Genomic DNA, 12,603 nt, shown 5'->3' with positions numbered 1-12,603 from the left:
TTGCGGACAGGGCACGCCGCCGAAAGATCATTTCTTCGGCGTGAGCTTGATGCCGGGCGCCGGGGTCTCCAGCGCGTCCTCATCCTGTCCGGCCGCCGGAATCTCGATCCAGCGTTCGGTGGCGCCGTCACATTCCTGCACCACCGGGAAGTAGAGTTTCTGGTCGACAGGCAGGTCCGCCGTCAGTGTCGCCCGGAAGACGAACTCGTCGTAGAATTCGTCCGGCAGATTGCCGCCGCTCCAGTCGACTTCCTTGACCCGTCGGCAACCGCCTGGCCGTAGAGCTGGTACGATTTCTCGTACTTGCCCTTCTTGGTCTGCAGCGTCCAGCCGGGCTTGGGCATCGGCTTAACCGCGATCACCCCTTCCGGGATCTGCACGCGCACGGCGGTCGTCGCCTTGCCGTCGCAACCGTGCGGCACGCGCAGCACTGCCTTGTAGGTCGAGCCAACCGCCGCTTCCTGGGTTTCGAGCGTGATGTGCGCGAAAGCGGTATTTGTCCCCAGCACAAGAAGCGCGCCGGCCGCCAAGAGATACTTGTTCATGAATGGTCCCTCTGATTTCAAGAATTGTTGGATCGGCGCGATCAGTTGGCGTGATCGTCCATGCCGCCCATTTCGCCCATGCCCTCGACGGCGAACTCGACGCTGACCGCGCCGGCCTTCTCGAAGGTCAGCGTGGCGGCGAATTTTTCGCCCTGCTTGGGCTGCCGCTTCAGGCCGATGAACATCAAATGATAGCCGCCGGGCGCCAGCGCCACCTTGCCGCCCGCCGGAACTTCCAGGCCGCCGGAGACCGGCCGCATGGTCATGACGCCGTCCTTGACGCCCATTTCATGCAGCTCGGCCTTTTCGGAGACGTCGGAGGAAATCGACAGCAGCCGGTCGGGAGCGCTGCCCTTGTTGAGGATGGTGAAATAGCCGCCAGCCACCTTGGCGCCGGCCGGCGTGGCGCGTGACCAGGGGTGCTCGATTTCGAGATCGCCGACCTTGAATTCATGCGCCAGGACGGTTTGGGCGCCGACCAGCACCAGGACGAAGGCCAGCATGATGGTGCCGAGACGCGCCCGGGCAGGAGACAGGGTGCGGCCGGACACTATGCCCGCCGCTATGGGGAAAGAATGGGACATGGTTGCTCCATGACGTGATAATCGCGCCGTCGCCGGTCGCGAATGGTTTTTGATCTTGGATGAGTAGGCTCGCGAAAGGTTCCGCAAGCAAGCAAAGTCAACCGACCAGCGGCGGCGCTCGCGGGTTCGACGGAGAACGTTCGCGGGCGAAGTCGAGATGCGTGGTCGCCGGGAAGACGAAGGCGACGCTCTCGAACGACACGGACGCAAGCGCAAGCCCGGCATCTGGCGGCGGCGCATAGGCCGGCGAAAACATGCTGCAACCCAGTGTGCAACAGGCCGGCAAATGGGATGGGTGCTGGTCGCCGCCGGGAAGCTGAACGGCGCCTTCATGGGTGCAGATGACATTGCCGAAGGCATCGAGCTGCGCGGGGCCGGCGCCGAAGGCAAATGCGCCAAGTGTCGACTGGAGCAACAGCAGACAGGCCGCGACGAGTGCGGCCGGCATGCTCCAGCGTCTCCCCTTCTTGTTCAAACGATTTGCCCGTTCAACCCATTTCAAACAATCGACGGCAATACCTACCACGGCCGCGACAGGTCGAAAATCGCCAAATCGACACTGCGGCAACACGGCAGGGTCAGTTTTTTTGGGATGACCGGCTTTCCGGGATCGAGGTCAGCAATGTCTGGCGTGCCGATTTCAGATGCTTGCGGCAGGCGGCATCGACCTTGCCGAGGTCGCGCGACTTGAGTGCCTCGATATAGGCGAGGTGCTCGCCGATCGCGACTTCGTTGCGCTCGCGCTCCTGCGCCTTGTTCCACTGATAGTGGTAGTGGAAGATCATCGCGATGACGTCGTAGAAATCGACGATGAAGCGGTTGTGCGAGGCGCGATGGATGAGCCGGTGGAAGCGCTCGTCCAGTTCCGAGAACTCGTTGAAGCGCGTCGCGATCTCGCGCTGCAGGAAACGATGCTCTTCCTCGAGGCGGTCGAGATCGCCCCAGACCGGGCTGTCCTGCGGCAGCGCGGTAAAGGCAGCGGCCGAGCGCAATTCGAACATCTCGCGGATCTCTGTCAGTTCCAGCGCGAAGGCGCGCGTAAAACCTTTCAGCACCCAGTGGCTGTTGCGGCGCTTTTCGATCAGCCCGAAGCGAGAGAAGCGGATCAGGAACTCGCGCACGCTGGTGGTGCCGACGCCGATCTCGCGCGCCAGTTCGAGCTCGTTGATCTGCATGCCAGCCTCGGCGCCGCCGGCCAGCAGCCTGCGCATGAACGAGCGCTCGATGATCTCGGCCAGCGTGTCGGTCTCTTCCTCGGGGAAGAAATCATCGGGACGCGGGTCGCGCAGCACCGTCTTGGCGCGCTTGTTCCAGGCGATCAGCCCGGTCTCCTCCATGCGCGCCAGAATGCTGCGCACGGTCGTGCGGCTGACGCCGAGCAAGGCGCCCAGCTCCGGCTCCGACGGCAGGCTGCGCGTCTCGTCGAGCAGCCTGAGGCACCTGTTATAGGCGTCCTTGTAGACGTTGTTGCTCTTCGACATCCCCTGCCCCATTCATGCGGGCGCTTGCGGCGGCCGGCTTGAAGCGCAATATGACGTTCCCATGACCCTGAAAAGCAGGAATCGCTTCCGCCGGGATCAGGTCCATTGTTTGCCGCGCCACCGCCTACCACGCGGAACCGCAGCGAAAAAACAATTGACGCAAAACTGTTTTTTCACGATAAAAGACATTAACTCTTAACAGGCGCGTGTCAATCCGCGCATCCCAGGATCACCCAGGAAACGCCCGTGAACGTCTCGAACACCATCCTTCTGTCCCCCGCCGACAATGTCGCCGTTGCCAATGGCCGCATCGAGATCGGCACCGCCCTGCCGGGTGGCGCGCTCGCCGTCGCCGTCATCGAGCCCGGCCACAAGGTGGCGATCAAGCCGATTGCCGCGGGTGAAGCCGTGGTCAAATATGCCCAGGCGATCGGCCGCGCCACTGAAGCCATCGCGCCGGGCGAGCATGTCCATTCGCACAATCTGGTCTTCGAGGCGGGCCGCCTGCCAGTGGTGCCGCCGAGCGAGGCCGAGCACGCGACCGAAGCCGACCGTATCAGGACCTTCATGGGCTATCGCCGCGCCGACGGCCGCGCCGGCACGCGCAATTTCATCGGCATCGTCGCCAGCGTCAATTGCTCGGCCACCGTCTGCCATTCCATCGCCGACACCGCCAACCGGACCTTGCTGCCGAAATATCCCGGCATTGACGGCTTCGTGCCCATCGTTCACGGCCAGGGCTGCGGCATGAGCGGCACCGGCGACGGCATGATGGTGCTGCATCGCACTTTGGCCGGCTACGCCCGCCACCCGAATTTCGGCGGCGTGCTGATGGTCGGGCTCGGCTGCGAGGTCAACCAGCTCACGCTTTACGGCCAAAAGGGCGTCGCCGCCGGCAAGCGCCACTTCAACATCCAGGATGCCGGCGGATCGCGCAAATCGGTCGAGAAGGCGATGGGCGTGCTGGCCGAGATCGCCGAGGAGGTCGGCCAGTTGAAGCGTGAGCCGATCCCGGTCTCGGAGATCGTCGTCGGCCTGCAATGCGGCGGCTCCGACGGCATGTCGGGCATCACGGCCAATCCCGCATTGGGCGCGGCCGTCGACATTCTGGCCGGCGTCGGCGGCATCGGCATCCTCTCCGAAACCACGGAAATCTACGGTGCCGAGCATCTGCTCGCCTATCGCGCGGCGACGCCCGAGATCGCCAAGAAGCTCGATGGCTACGTGAAATGGTGGGAAGACCATGTCGCCAAGCACGGCGCTTCGATCGACAACAACCCGTCGCCCGGTAACAAGCGGGGCGGCCTCACCACCATCCTGGAAAAGTCGCTCGGCGCGGTCGCCAAGGGTGGCCAGACGCCGCTGAACGGTGTGTTCGGCTACGCCGAGAAGGTCTCCGGCAACGGACTGGTGTTCATGGACACGCCCGGCTACGACCCGGTCTCGGCCACCGGCCAGGTCGCGGGCGGCGCCAACATCATCGTCTTCACCACCGGTCGCGGCTCCTGCTTCGGCTGCCGGCCGACGCCCTCGATCAAGATCGCCACCAACTCGACCATGTATCACCAGATGGAAGAGGACATGGACGTCAATTGCGGCGTCATCGCCTCCGGCGAAAAGACCATTGCCGGCATGGGCCGCGAGATCTTCGAACTGATCGTCGAGACGGCCTCGGGCCGCAAGACCAAGAGCGAGGATTTTGGCTACGGTGACAACGAGTTCGTGCCCTGGCATCTCGGCGCAACGCTCTAGCTCTTTGTAGTCTCGCATTCCCGAAGGCCGGGACTTTCGCGGAATTGCCTCGGATTGATGTCTTGGAACCAGCCGCAACCGACAGCGGCTGGCAATGGGGAGATTGTGCATGGAAAGACGCCGCATCGGCCAGACGGCACTGGAGATCACCGAGGTCAGCTTCGGCGGCGCCGCGATCGGCGGCCTCTACCGCGCCTGTTCACGCGAGGCGGCGATGGAAACGCTGCAAGGCGCCTGGGAAGCGGGTTTGCGTTATTTCGACACCGCGCCCTTCTACGGCTTCGGCCTGTCGGAGCGTCGCTTCGGCGACTTCCTGCGCTACAAGCCGCGCGATTCCTATGTGCTGTCGACGAAGGTAGGCCGCCTGTTCCGCCCGGTGCCGGAAGACCAGGTGCCCGATCACTCCTATGTCGATCCGCTGCCCTTTGCGCTCGACTACGACTATTCCTATGACGGCATCATGCGGTCGGTCGATTTCAGCTATGCGCGGCTCGGCCTGAACAAGATCGACATCCTCTATGTCCACGATATCGGCGCTTACACGCATGGCGTGGAGAAGACCAAACTGCACTTTCGCCAGTTGATGGATGGCGGTCTCAAGGCGCTCGACGAGCTGAAGCGGGCCGGCACGATCTCCGCCTATGGGCTTGGCGTCAACGAAGTCCGGATCTGTCTCGACGTCATGCGCCGGGCGCCGCTCGACTGCATCCTGCTTGCCAGCCGCTATTCCCTGCTCGACCGCAGCGCCGAAGCGGAGCTGCTGCCGCTGTGCCGTGAACAGAAGACGTCGCTGGTGATCGGCGGCGTTTTCAACTCGGGCATATTGGCGACCGGACCGGTGCAAGGCGCGCATTTCGACTACCAGCCCGCCAGCCGCGCTATGCTCGACCGCGTCGACGCGATGGAGAAGATCGCCGGTGAAGGCGGTTATCCGCTGGCCGCCGCCGCGTTCCAGTTTCCCTTGCATGAGCCAGCCGTCGCCACCGTGCTGACCGGCACCGCGAAACTCGCGAACCTGACGCGCAACCTCGACCTGCTCGATATCGACGTGCCGGAGACGGAATATGCCAAGTATCGTCCCTACACGGTGGTGCAGGAACTGCCTTGAAGCCCGCACCGTGCCGCGGTCCGGGGTCGCGCTCGGTTTCACAATGTCGCGATCCCGGAAAAGAATGAATATTCCATGTTGACTGGTGTATGGAATTAATATTCCATACACTCACAGAACGGAACGGAAGCGCCTGACTGCGGCAAAGGGAGGAGCCCCGCCGGTGACAAGTCGTCGCCAGACCCGTCGGGATGACTGGCTGGAAACACCGCTTGCATCGGCTGGGTCGATGCACTATCAAAACAACGCAACTGTTTTTTATTGATAAAGTTCTGTTTGGGCCGCGCCTATCCGAACGGAGCTTCCGTAAACGTTCACCGGGCGACTTAGGGAGGATCCTATGAAATTCGTGACCAGCATTCTCAACCGCCGCGCCGTCATGGCTCTGGCGGCAGCCTCGATGTTCGCCGGTGTCATGCATACCGCACCGGTTTCAGCGGCCGACGTGACCATCCCGATCATCGTCAAGGACACCACGTCCTTCTACTGGCAGATCGTGCTCGCCGGAGCCCGCAAGGCCGGCAAGGATCTCGGCATCAACGTGCCGGAACTCGGCGCCCAGGCTGAAACCGACGTCAACGGCCAGGTCTCGATCCTCGAGAACGCCGTCGCCAGCAACCCGGCCGCGATCGTGATCGCGCCCACCGAGTTCAAGGCGCTCGGCAAGCCGATCGATGAGGCAGCCGCCAAGGTCAAGGTGATCGGTATCGACTCCGGCGCCGACTCCAAGGCCTTCACCTCGTTCCTGACCACCGACAACGTGCAGGGCGGGCGTGTCGCCGCGGACGGCCTTGCCGCCGCCATCGCCGCCGCCAATGGCGGCAAGATCGAGGGCGACGTCGCCCTGATCACCAACGCTCCCGGCGCCGGCTCGCTCGAACAGCGCAAGCAGGGCTTCACCGAACAGCTCAAGGCGAAATATCCGGGCCTGAAGCTGATCGCCGACAAATATGCCGACGGCCAGGCCACCACCGGCCTCAACATCGCCACCGATCTGATTACCGCCAACCCGAACCTCAAGGGCATCTTCGCTTCCAACCTGATCATGGCGCAGGGCGTCGGCCAGGCCGTCGCCGAGAACAACCTTGGCGGCAAGCTGGCACTGGTCGGCTTCGACAGCGACGAGAAGCTGATCAAGTTCCTCAACGACGGTGTCATTTCCGCCCTCGTCGTCCAGGACCCCTACCGGATGGGCTATGACGGCATCAAGACCGCGCTTGCCGCCTCCAAGGGCGAGAAGGTCGAGGCCAATGTCGACACTGGCGCCAATCTGGTGACCAAGGACAACATGAAGGATCCCAAGATCGACGCGCTGCTCAATCCGAAGCTGAACTGAGCTTCGGCACAGCCATTGTTTCCGGGGCTTCGCGCCCCGGAAACATCCCGTGGCGGCTTGGAAACCGGCGGGCTTGACCTAATCTGATTTCAACGATGTGGAGCGCCGCATCGCCGCCTGCCACCCCGCAAGACCAATCTGGGAGGATTGTCATGACGCCGACGGCGCAGGAATTGCATCCAGCCCCCATGCTGGAGCCCGGCAGGACAATCCTCGAACTGCGCGGGCTGGAAAAGCGCTATCCCGGCACCCACGCGCTGAAGCCCGTCAATCTTGCTTTCAAGTCAGGCGAAATCCACGCCATCGTCGGCGAGAACGGCGCCGGCAAATCGACCCTCATCAAGCTTTTGACCGGCGTCATGCCGCGCACCTCGGGCGATGTTATCTGGGAAGGCAAGCCGGCCGCGCTGGCGACGCCGCATGAGGCGATGGCGCTTGGCATCAACGCGGTCCACCAGGAAGTCGTGCTGTGCCGGCATTTGACCGTCGCCGCCAATATGTTCCTCGGCGAGGAGGAGTCCCGCTTCGGCATCCTGCAGCAGCGCGCCATGGTCAGGCAGGCGCAGACGATCATTGACGATCTCGGCTTCGACCTGCCGGCTCATGTGGTGCTGGGTGACCTCACCATTGGCCAGCAGCAGCTGATCGCCGCCGCCCGCGCCACGGTGCGCGGCACCAAATTCCTGATCTTCGACGAACCCACGGCCTATCTCACCCGCAAGGAAGCCGACCAGCTCTTCACGCTCATCCGCCGCCTGAAAAGCGAAGGCGTGACGATCATCTACATCAGCCACCGCATGGAGGAAGTGTTCGAACTCGCCGACCGGGTTTCGGTGCTGCGCGACGGCACGCTGGTCGGGACGAGAACGATCGCCGAGACCAACGACGCCGAGCTGGTCAAGATGATGATCAACCGCTCGATCGAACAGGTCTACCACAAGGAGCATTTCACACCGGGCGCAGCGATCGTCGAGGCAAGGAACCTGTCCGGCAAGGGCTTCGAGGACATCTCGATGACGGTGCGTGCGGGCGAGATCGTCGGCCTCTATGGCCTGATCGGCGCCGGGCGCAGCGAGTTCGTCACTTCGCTCTATGGACGTCACAGGAGATCGGCCGGCCAGATCCTGTGGGAAGGCAGGCCGGTCCAGATCAATTCCGAGCACGACGCGATCAAACTCGGCATGGCGCTGGCGCCGGAAAGCCGCCGCGACCAGGGCCTTTGCCTCAACCTGCCGGTTGGCCTCAACCTCAACCTGCCGATCTACAAGCGCATTTCCAACAATCTCTTGATCTCCAACGCCAAGGAGAAGGCCGAGGCTGACCGCCAGATCGCCGGTCTCAGGATCAAGACGCCGACACGCGGCGCGCTGGCATCGAGCCTTTCGGGCGGCAACCAGCAGAAGATCGTCATCGGCAAATGGCTGGCGCATGGCGCCAAGCTGTTCATCTTCGACGAACCGACGGTGGGCGTCGACGTCGGCACCAAGGCCGAGATCTATCGCCTGTTCGGCGAATTGTTGTCGAAAGGCGCGGGCATCATCCTGATCTCCTCCTATCTGCCGGAAGTCTATGAACTGGCCGACACGCTGCACGTGTTCCGGCGCGGCAAGCTGGTGGCCACGCATGGGTTCCACACCGCCAGTCACGAGGACATTCTCACCCAGGCGCTCGCCGAGAAACAAGAAAAAATGGGAGGACAGACATGAGCATCGAGGCGATCCCCGCCGACAAACCGAAGCGCAACTACAACGTCCTGTTCGGGCTGACGCTGCTGGCGCTGCTGGTGCTGCTCTGGATCGTCCTGTCCCTGGCGACACCGAGCTTCGCCTCCGGCAACAACATCGCCAACCTGCTGCGCCAGGGTTCGATGATCGCCATCATGGCGGTCGGCCAGACCTTCGTCATCATCACCGGCGGCATCGATCTGTCGGTCGGCGCGGTGGTCGGTTTCGCCACCGTCGTCGTCGCGATGCTGATCAATGCCGGCGTCCCGATCGCGCTCGCCATCCTGATCACCTTGCTGGTCGGTGTCGCCATCGGCCTTTTCCATGGCTTCGGCATCGTCAAGATGGGCCTGCCGCCCTTCATCATCACGCTGGCGACGCTGACCTCGCTTCGCGGCATCGGCCTGCTGATGACCAATGGCAATTCGATCAACATCAACAGCGACAGCTTCACCGCCTTCTCGCGCAATTCCTTCATCGGCATCCCCAACCTGTTCTGGATGGTGATCCTGGTCGGCGTACCCGCCTACATCTTCCTGCATCACAGCCGCTGGGGCCGTTATCTCTTTTCTGTCGGCTCCAACGCCGAGGCCTCGCGCCTGTCGGGCGTCAATGTCCAGCGCACCATCTACATGGCCTACACGCTGTCCGGCCTGTGCGCGGCCTTCGTCGGCGTGCTGCTTGCGGCGCGCATCGGCATCGGCAACCCGACCCAGGCCGAAGGCTGGGAATTGCAGGCGATCGCCTCTTCCGTCATCGGCGGCACCTCTCTGTTCGGTGCGGTCGGCTCGGTGCACGGACCGCTGCTCGGCGCCTTCATCCTGGCCACCATCAACAACGGCGCCAATCTGCTCAACGTCAACTCGTTCTGGCAGCGCATCATCACCGGCGCGCTGATCATTATCATCGTCTACTTCGACGGGCTGCGCCGCCGCGGCAAGTAGAGCCTCCCTATCGATCGCCGGCCTGGCACGGATCGCTGGCCGGCGATTTCCTGAACGGACTGGACCGAAGCATGAAAGCCGTCATCTGCCGCTCGCCCGGCGATCTCGTCGTCGAAGACCGCACTGCTCCCGGCTCGCCGCCTGCCGGCTGGGCTCTGGTGGCAGTCAGCCATGTCGGCATCTGCGGCACCGACTATCATATATTCGAGGGCAAGCATCCGTTCCTCGCCTATCCCCGCATCATGGGCCATGAAGTCTCGGGAACGGTAGCTGCGACCGGTGAAGGCGTCGATCTCGCCGTCGGTGAGCCGGTGATCATCAACCCCTATCTTTCCTGCGGCAGATGCATCGCCTGCCGGCACGGCAAGCCGAATTGCTGCGTCAGCATCGAGGTGCTCGGCGTGCATCGCGACGGCGCCATGTGCGAACAGATCCTGGTGCCGGCGCAAAATCTCTATCCGGCCAACGGCCTGTCGCTGGCCAACGCCGCCGCCGTCGAGTTTCTGGCCATCGGCGCGCACGCCGTGCGGCGCGCCAAGGCCGAAACCGGCGCCCGCACGCTGGTCATCGGCGCCGGGCCAATCGGGCTTGGCACAGCCATCTTCGCCCGCATCGCCGGGCTCGACGTCAGCCTGCTCGACATGAGCGCTGAACGATTGGGCTTCGCGGCACATGAACTCGGCTTCCCGGTCCTCGATGGTTCGCAAGCAACGGCAATCGATCTGGTGCGACAGGCGACATCAGGCGAAGGTTTCGACCTGGTCTTCGACGCCACCGGCAACACCGCCTCGGTGCAATCCGCCTTTGCCCATGTCGCGCATGGCGGGACGCTGGTGCTGGTCAGCGTCGTCAAGGACGACATCGTCTTTTCCGATCCTGAATTCCACAAACGTGAAATGACGCTGATCGGCAGCCGCAATGCGCTGCGCGCCGACTTCGATCATGTCGCCGCCTCGATCCGCAACGGTGCCGTACCGCTGGCCAAGCTCGTCACCCACCGCACCACGCTCGAAGGAACGCCAAGGGATCTCGCACGCTGGGCGCACGAGAAATCCGGCCTGATCAAAGCCGTGATCGAGGTGGGACGATAAACATGGTGGGCGGTGAACCGACCCGAGTGACGACGGCCCGCGCAGGTCGGAAAGGCGTTTCTCAACGTCAAGCCGCTAAAAATAGTCCCGAACCGAGCTACAGCGCCGACAATTTCAATTCCACCCGCTCCGCCGGGAAGCGCGACTCGGAAAACTGGATCGGCTGACCGTCGGGCGTGACGTTGACCGCGACGGTGACCAGCACGATGGCTCCGGGTTGAAGACCGAGGTCGGCGAGGTCGGCCGCATCGGCGTGGCGGGCCGAGAGCACGGTGGACTGCCTGAGATAATCGTCTATGCCAAAACGGGCCAATGACGCAGTGATCGAGCCGGTCTCGGCCATCGCCTTGTCGATGCCGGCAAAGCGGCTGACATCGAACCAGGCGGCGGCGCGGGACACGGGCCGTCCATCGGCCTCGCCGCGTGTCTCCAACCTTATCACCTCGGCGCCCCTGGCAAGACCAAGGCTCTCGGCAACGCGCTGGCTGGCGGGCTCGACCGATGAGGCGAGCAGCACGATGTGGCGCTCGGACGTCTGCCCTTGCAGGCCCGTCGAGAAGCGCGTGCGCGCGCCGATGGGATAGGAGAGTCGCTTGCGCGACAAGACGAAGGTGCCGCGCCCCTGTTCGGCCCTGAGCACACCCTCCTGCACAAGCGCCGATATGGCACTGCGCACGGTGTGACGATTGACGCCATAACGCTCCGCCAGCGCGACCTCGGGCGGCAGCGCGGCATTTTCGGCGAAATCGCCGGTGGCAATCGCTTGCAGGATCCTGTCGGCGATCTGGCGCCACAATGAGACGCCGCTGCGTCGCTCGATGCTATCGGCCACTGGCTGCCCGATCATGTTTTTGCCCCCCGGCCAATCCTGTCACGCACCCGTCATGGACTCGCGTTAGGTAATATGCATAACTTGTATAGTTGTCTATATCAATAGACAAATTTAGCAAAGAGGAAAGTGGCAATGCGAGGACAGGAAGCCCGCGACCAGGCTGAGCGCAAGGCTGCCATGGCGACCCTGGCGCAATCCAGCGGAGATGACATCGTTCGTCTCTGGAACGAGGCCGGCCTGCCCTCGGAGGCCGAGCTGCTTCGCGGCCCCGAGACCGGCCTGGTCACCCTGCGCGGCCGCATCGGCGGCGGCGGCGCGCCCTTCAATGTCGGCGAGGCGACGGTTACCCGCGCCACCGTGCGGCTGCCGTCCGGACAGGTCGGCCATTGCTACGCGCTTGGCCGCGACAAGCAGAAGGCGAAGCTGGCGGCAATAGCCGACGCGCTCTGGCAGGACCCGGCCCGCCGCACCGAGGTCGAGACCAGGCTGATTGCGCCTTTGCGCTCGACCTTGACGACGGCCCAGGAGAAACGCCGCGCGCAAACGGCGGCAACGAAGGTGGATTTCTTCACCATGGTTCGCGGAGAAGATTGATGGATATCGCTGCGCAATCGATCGAAGGCGGTTTCGCCGATCCGGTCTTCAACGCCCAGACTGTTTTCCGCGCCGTGATGGATGCGATGGCCCGACCAGGCACCGTCCAGCCCTTGCCGGCCTTGGCCCACCCGCCGGCACCGCTGTCGGCGACATCAGGCGCCATTGCCTTGGCGCTGTGCGACAACGATACGCCGCTCTGGCTCGATCCGACCCTGCATGCTTGTGCCGCCATCGGGTCCTGGCTTGGCTTCCATACGGGAGCGCCGCAGGCCAACACGCCCGCCGACGCGCATTTCGCGTTTATCGCCAGCCCGGCCGAGATGATGGCGATCGACGGCTTTTCGCAAGGCACACAGGACTATCCCGACCGTTCGACGACGCTGGTCCTCCAGGTCGGCAACCTCGCCTCAGGGGCCCCGCTGTTGCTCGAAGGCCCCGGCATCGAAACCAGCGCCACAATCGCACCGGCGCAAATGCCGCGCCATTTCATCGAGCAGTGGAAGCAGAACAGCAAGCGCTTTCCGCGCGGCGTCGACATCATTCTCGCGGCTCCCGAAGGCATCGCCTGCCTGCCGCGCACGACGCGCATCAAGATGATGGGGGCCTGAG

General features: G+C 63.6%; 12 protein-coding genes and 1 pseudogene. 8 read left to right on the top strand and 5 right to left on the bottom strand.

Going from position 1 to position 12,603, the window contains the following annotated elements:
* Positions 1 to 27: 27 nt before the first annotated feature.
* From FJ967_RS24170 to FJ967_RS24155, 4 genes and pseudogenes are all read right to left on the bottom strand, one after another.
* Positions 28 to 545: pseudogene (locus FJ967_RS24170) on the bottom strand (YcnI family protein).
* Between the two features lie 41 nt (positions 546 to 586).
* Positions 587 to 1,129 carry a copper chaperone PCu(A)C gene (locus FJ967_RS24165; RefSeq protein ID WP_140734495.1) on the bottom strand — a complete coding sequence of 181 codons (543 nt, stop codon included), beginning with the start codon at positions 1,127 to 1,129 and terminating at the stop codon, positions 587 to 589.
* A gap of 97 nt (positions 1,130 to 1,226) precedes the next feature.
* Complete coding sequence (locus FJ967_RS24160) at positions 1,227 to 1,577, bottom strand: hypothetical protein (protein WP_140734493.1); 351 nt, start codon at positions 1,575 to 1,577, stop codon at positions 1,227 to 1,229.
* Between the two features lie 130 nt (positions 1,578 to 1,707).
* On the bottom strand, positions 1,708 to 2,610 hold the full coding sequence (locus tag FJ967_RS24155; RefSeq protein WP_140734491.1) for a GntR family transcriptional regulator: 903 nt from the start codon (positions 2,608 to 2,610) through the stop codon (positions 1,708 to 1,710).
* Between the two features lie 246 nt (positions 2,611 to 2,856).
* Here FJ967_RS24155 and FJ967_RS24150 point away from each other — a divergent pair, with 246 nt between their 5' ends.
* The 6 genes from FJ967_RS24150 to FJ967_RS24125 all read left to right on the top strand — a co-directional run bounded on the left by FJ967_RS24150 (position 2,857) and on the right by FJ967_RS24125 (position 10,565).
* Positions 2,857 to 4,362, top strand: coding sequence for an altronate dehydratase family protein (locus tag FJ967_RS24150; protein WP_140734490.1), 1,506 nt, complete (start codon positions 2,857 to 2,859; stop codon positions 4,360 to 4,362).
* Positions 4,363 to 4,471: 109 nt separating this feature from the next.
* Positions 4,472 to 5,470, top strand: a complete 999-nt coding sequence (locus FJ967_RS24145) for an aldo/keto reductase (RefSeq protein WP_140734488.1) — start codon at positions 4,472 to 4,474, stop codon at positions 5,468 to 5,470.
* Between the two features lie 340 nt (positions 5,471 to 5,810).
* The gene (locus FJ967_RS24140; protein WP_140734486.1) at positions 5,811 to 6,806 is read left to right on the top strand and encodes an ABC transporter substrate-binding protein; all 996 of its coding nucleotides are present in this window, start codon (positions 5,811 to 5,813) and stop codon (positions 6,804 to 6,806) included.
* A 152-nt stretch (positions 6,807 to 6,958) separates the two neighbouring features.
* Positions 6,959 to 8,512, top strand: a complete 1,554-nt coding sequence (locus FJ967_RS24135) for a sugar ABC transporter ATP-binding protein (protein WP_140734484.1) — start codon at positions 6,959 to 6,961, stop codon at positions 8,510 to 8,512.
* Positions 8,509 to 9,474 carry an ABC transporter permease gene (locus FJ967_RS24130; protein ID WP_140734482.1) on the top strand — a complete coding sequence of 322 codons (966 nt, stop codon included), beginning with the start codon at positions 8,509 to 8,511 and terminating at the stop codon, positions 9,472 to 9,474. The genes FJ967_RS24135 and FJ967_RS24130 overlap by 4 nt, the downstream gene beginning before the upstream one ends.
* Before the next feature lie 71 nt (positions 9,475 to 9,545).
* Positions 9,546 to 10,565, top strand: a complete 1,020-nt coding sequence (locus FJ967_RS24125; RefSeq protein ID WP_140734480.1) for a zinc-binding alcohol dehydrogenase family protein — start codon at positions 9,546 to 9,548, stop codon at positions 10,563 to 10,565.
* Positions 10,566 to 10,662: 97 nt separating this feature from the next.
* Here the strand turns inward: FJ967_RS24125 and phnF are convergent, their stop codons facing one another.
* Complete coding sequence (gene phnF, locus FJ967_RS24120; protein ID WP_140734478.1) at positions 10,663 to 11,412, bottom strand: phosphonate metabolism transcriptional regulator PhnF; 750 nt, start codon at positions 11,410 to 11,412, stop codon at positions 10,663 to 10,665.
* A gap of 117 nt (positions 11,413 to 11,529) precedes the next feature.
* Between phnF and phnG the strand changes: the two genes are divergently transcribed.
* Both phnG and phnH read left to right on the top strand, forming a co-directional pair.
* Positions 11,530 to 11,991 (top strand): phosphonate C-P lyase system protein PhnG, encoded by a 462-nt coding sequence (gene phnG / locus FJ967_RS24115; protein WP_140734476.1) that lies wholly within the window; start codon positions 11,530 to 11,532, stop codon positions 11,989 to 11,991.
* Positions 11,991 to 12,602 (top strand): phosphonate C-P lyase system protein PhnH, encoded by a 612-nt coding sequence (gene phnH, locus FJ967_RS24110; RefSeq protein ID WP_140734474.1) that lies wholly within the window; start codon positions 11,991 to 11,993, stop codon positions 12,600 to 12,602. Before phnG ends, phnH begins: the two co-directional genes overlap by 1 nt.
* Position 12,603 lies beyond the last annotated feature (1 nt).

This window comes from Mesorhizobium sp. B2-3-4 (genome assembly GCF_006442315.1).
Classification (GTDB): domain Bacteria; phylum Pseudomonadota; class Alphaproteobacteria; order Rhizobiales; family Rhizobiaceae; genus Mesorhizobium.
The sequence above is the reverse complement of the archived record's forward strand: the minus strand, read 5'-3'. Positions and strand labels throughout refer to the sequence as shown.

What these genes read in the sequence shown, in the direction of transcription:
- FJ967_RS24160 (WP_140734493.1), bottom strand. Translation starts at nt 1,577, where the DNA reads ATGCCGGCCGCACTCGTCGCGGCCTGTCTGCTGTTGCTCCAGTCGACA.
- FJ967_RS24155 (WP_140734491.1), bottom strand. Translation starts at nt 2,610, where the DNA reads ATGTCGAAGAGCAACAACGTCTACAAGGACGCCTATAACAGGTGCCTC.
- FJ967_RS24145 (WP_140734488.1), top strand. Translation starts at nt 4,472, where the DNA reads ATGGAAAGACGCCGCATCGGCCAGACGGCACTGGAGATCACCGAGGTC.
- FJ967_RS24130 (WP_140734482.1), top strand. Translation starts at nt 8,509, where the DNA reads ATGAGCATCGAGGCGATCCCCGCCGACAAACCGAAGCGCAACTACAAC.
- FJ967_RS24165 (WP_140734495.1), bottom strand. Translation starts at nt 1,129, where the DNA reads ATGTCCCATTCTTTCCCCATAGCGGCGGGCATAGTGTCCGGCCGCACC.
- phnG (WP_140734476.1), top strand. Translation starts at nt 11,530, where the DNA reads ATGCGAGGACAGGAAGCCCGCGACCAGGCTGAGCGCAAGGCTGCCATG.
- phnH (WP_140734474.1), top strand. Translation starts at nt 11,991, where the DNA reads ATGGATATCGCTGCGCAATCGATCGAAGGCGGTTTCGCCGATCCGGTC.
- phnF (WP_140734478.1), bottom strand. Translation starts at nt 11,412, where the DNA reads ATGATCGGGCAGCCAGTGGCCGATAGCATCGAGCGACGCAGCGGCGTC.
- FJ967_RS24125 (WP_140734480.1), top strand. Translation starts at nt 9,546, where the DNA reads ATGAAAGCCGTCATCTGCCGCTCGCCCGGCGATCTCGTCGTCGAAGAC.
- FJ967_RS24140 (WP_140734486.1), top strand. Translation starts at nt 5,811, where the DNA reads ATGAAATTCGTGACCAGCATTCTCAACCGCCGCGCCGTCATGGCTCTG.
- FJ967_RS24135 (WP_140734484.1), top strand. Translation starts at nt 6,959, where the DNA reads ATGACGCCGACGGCGCAGGAATTGCATCCAGCCCCCATGCTGGAGCCC.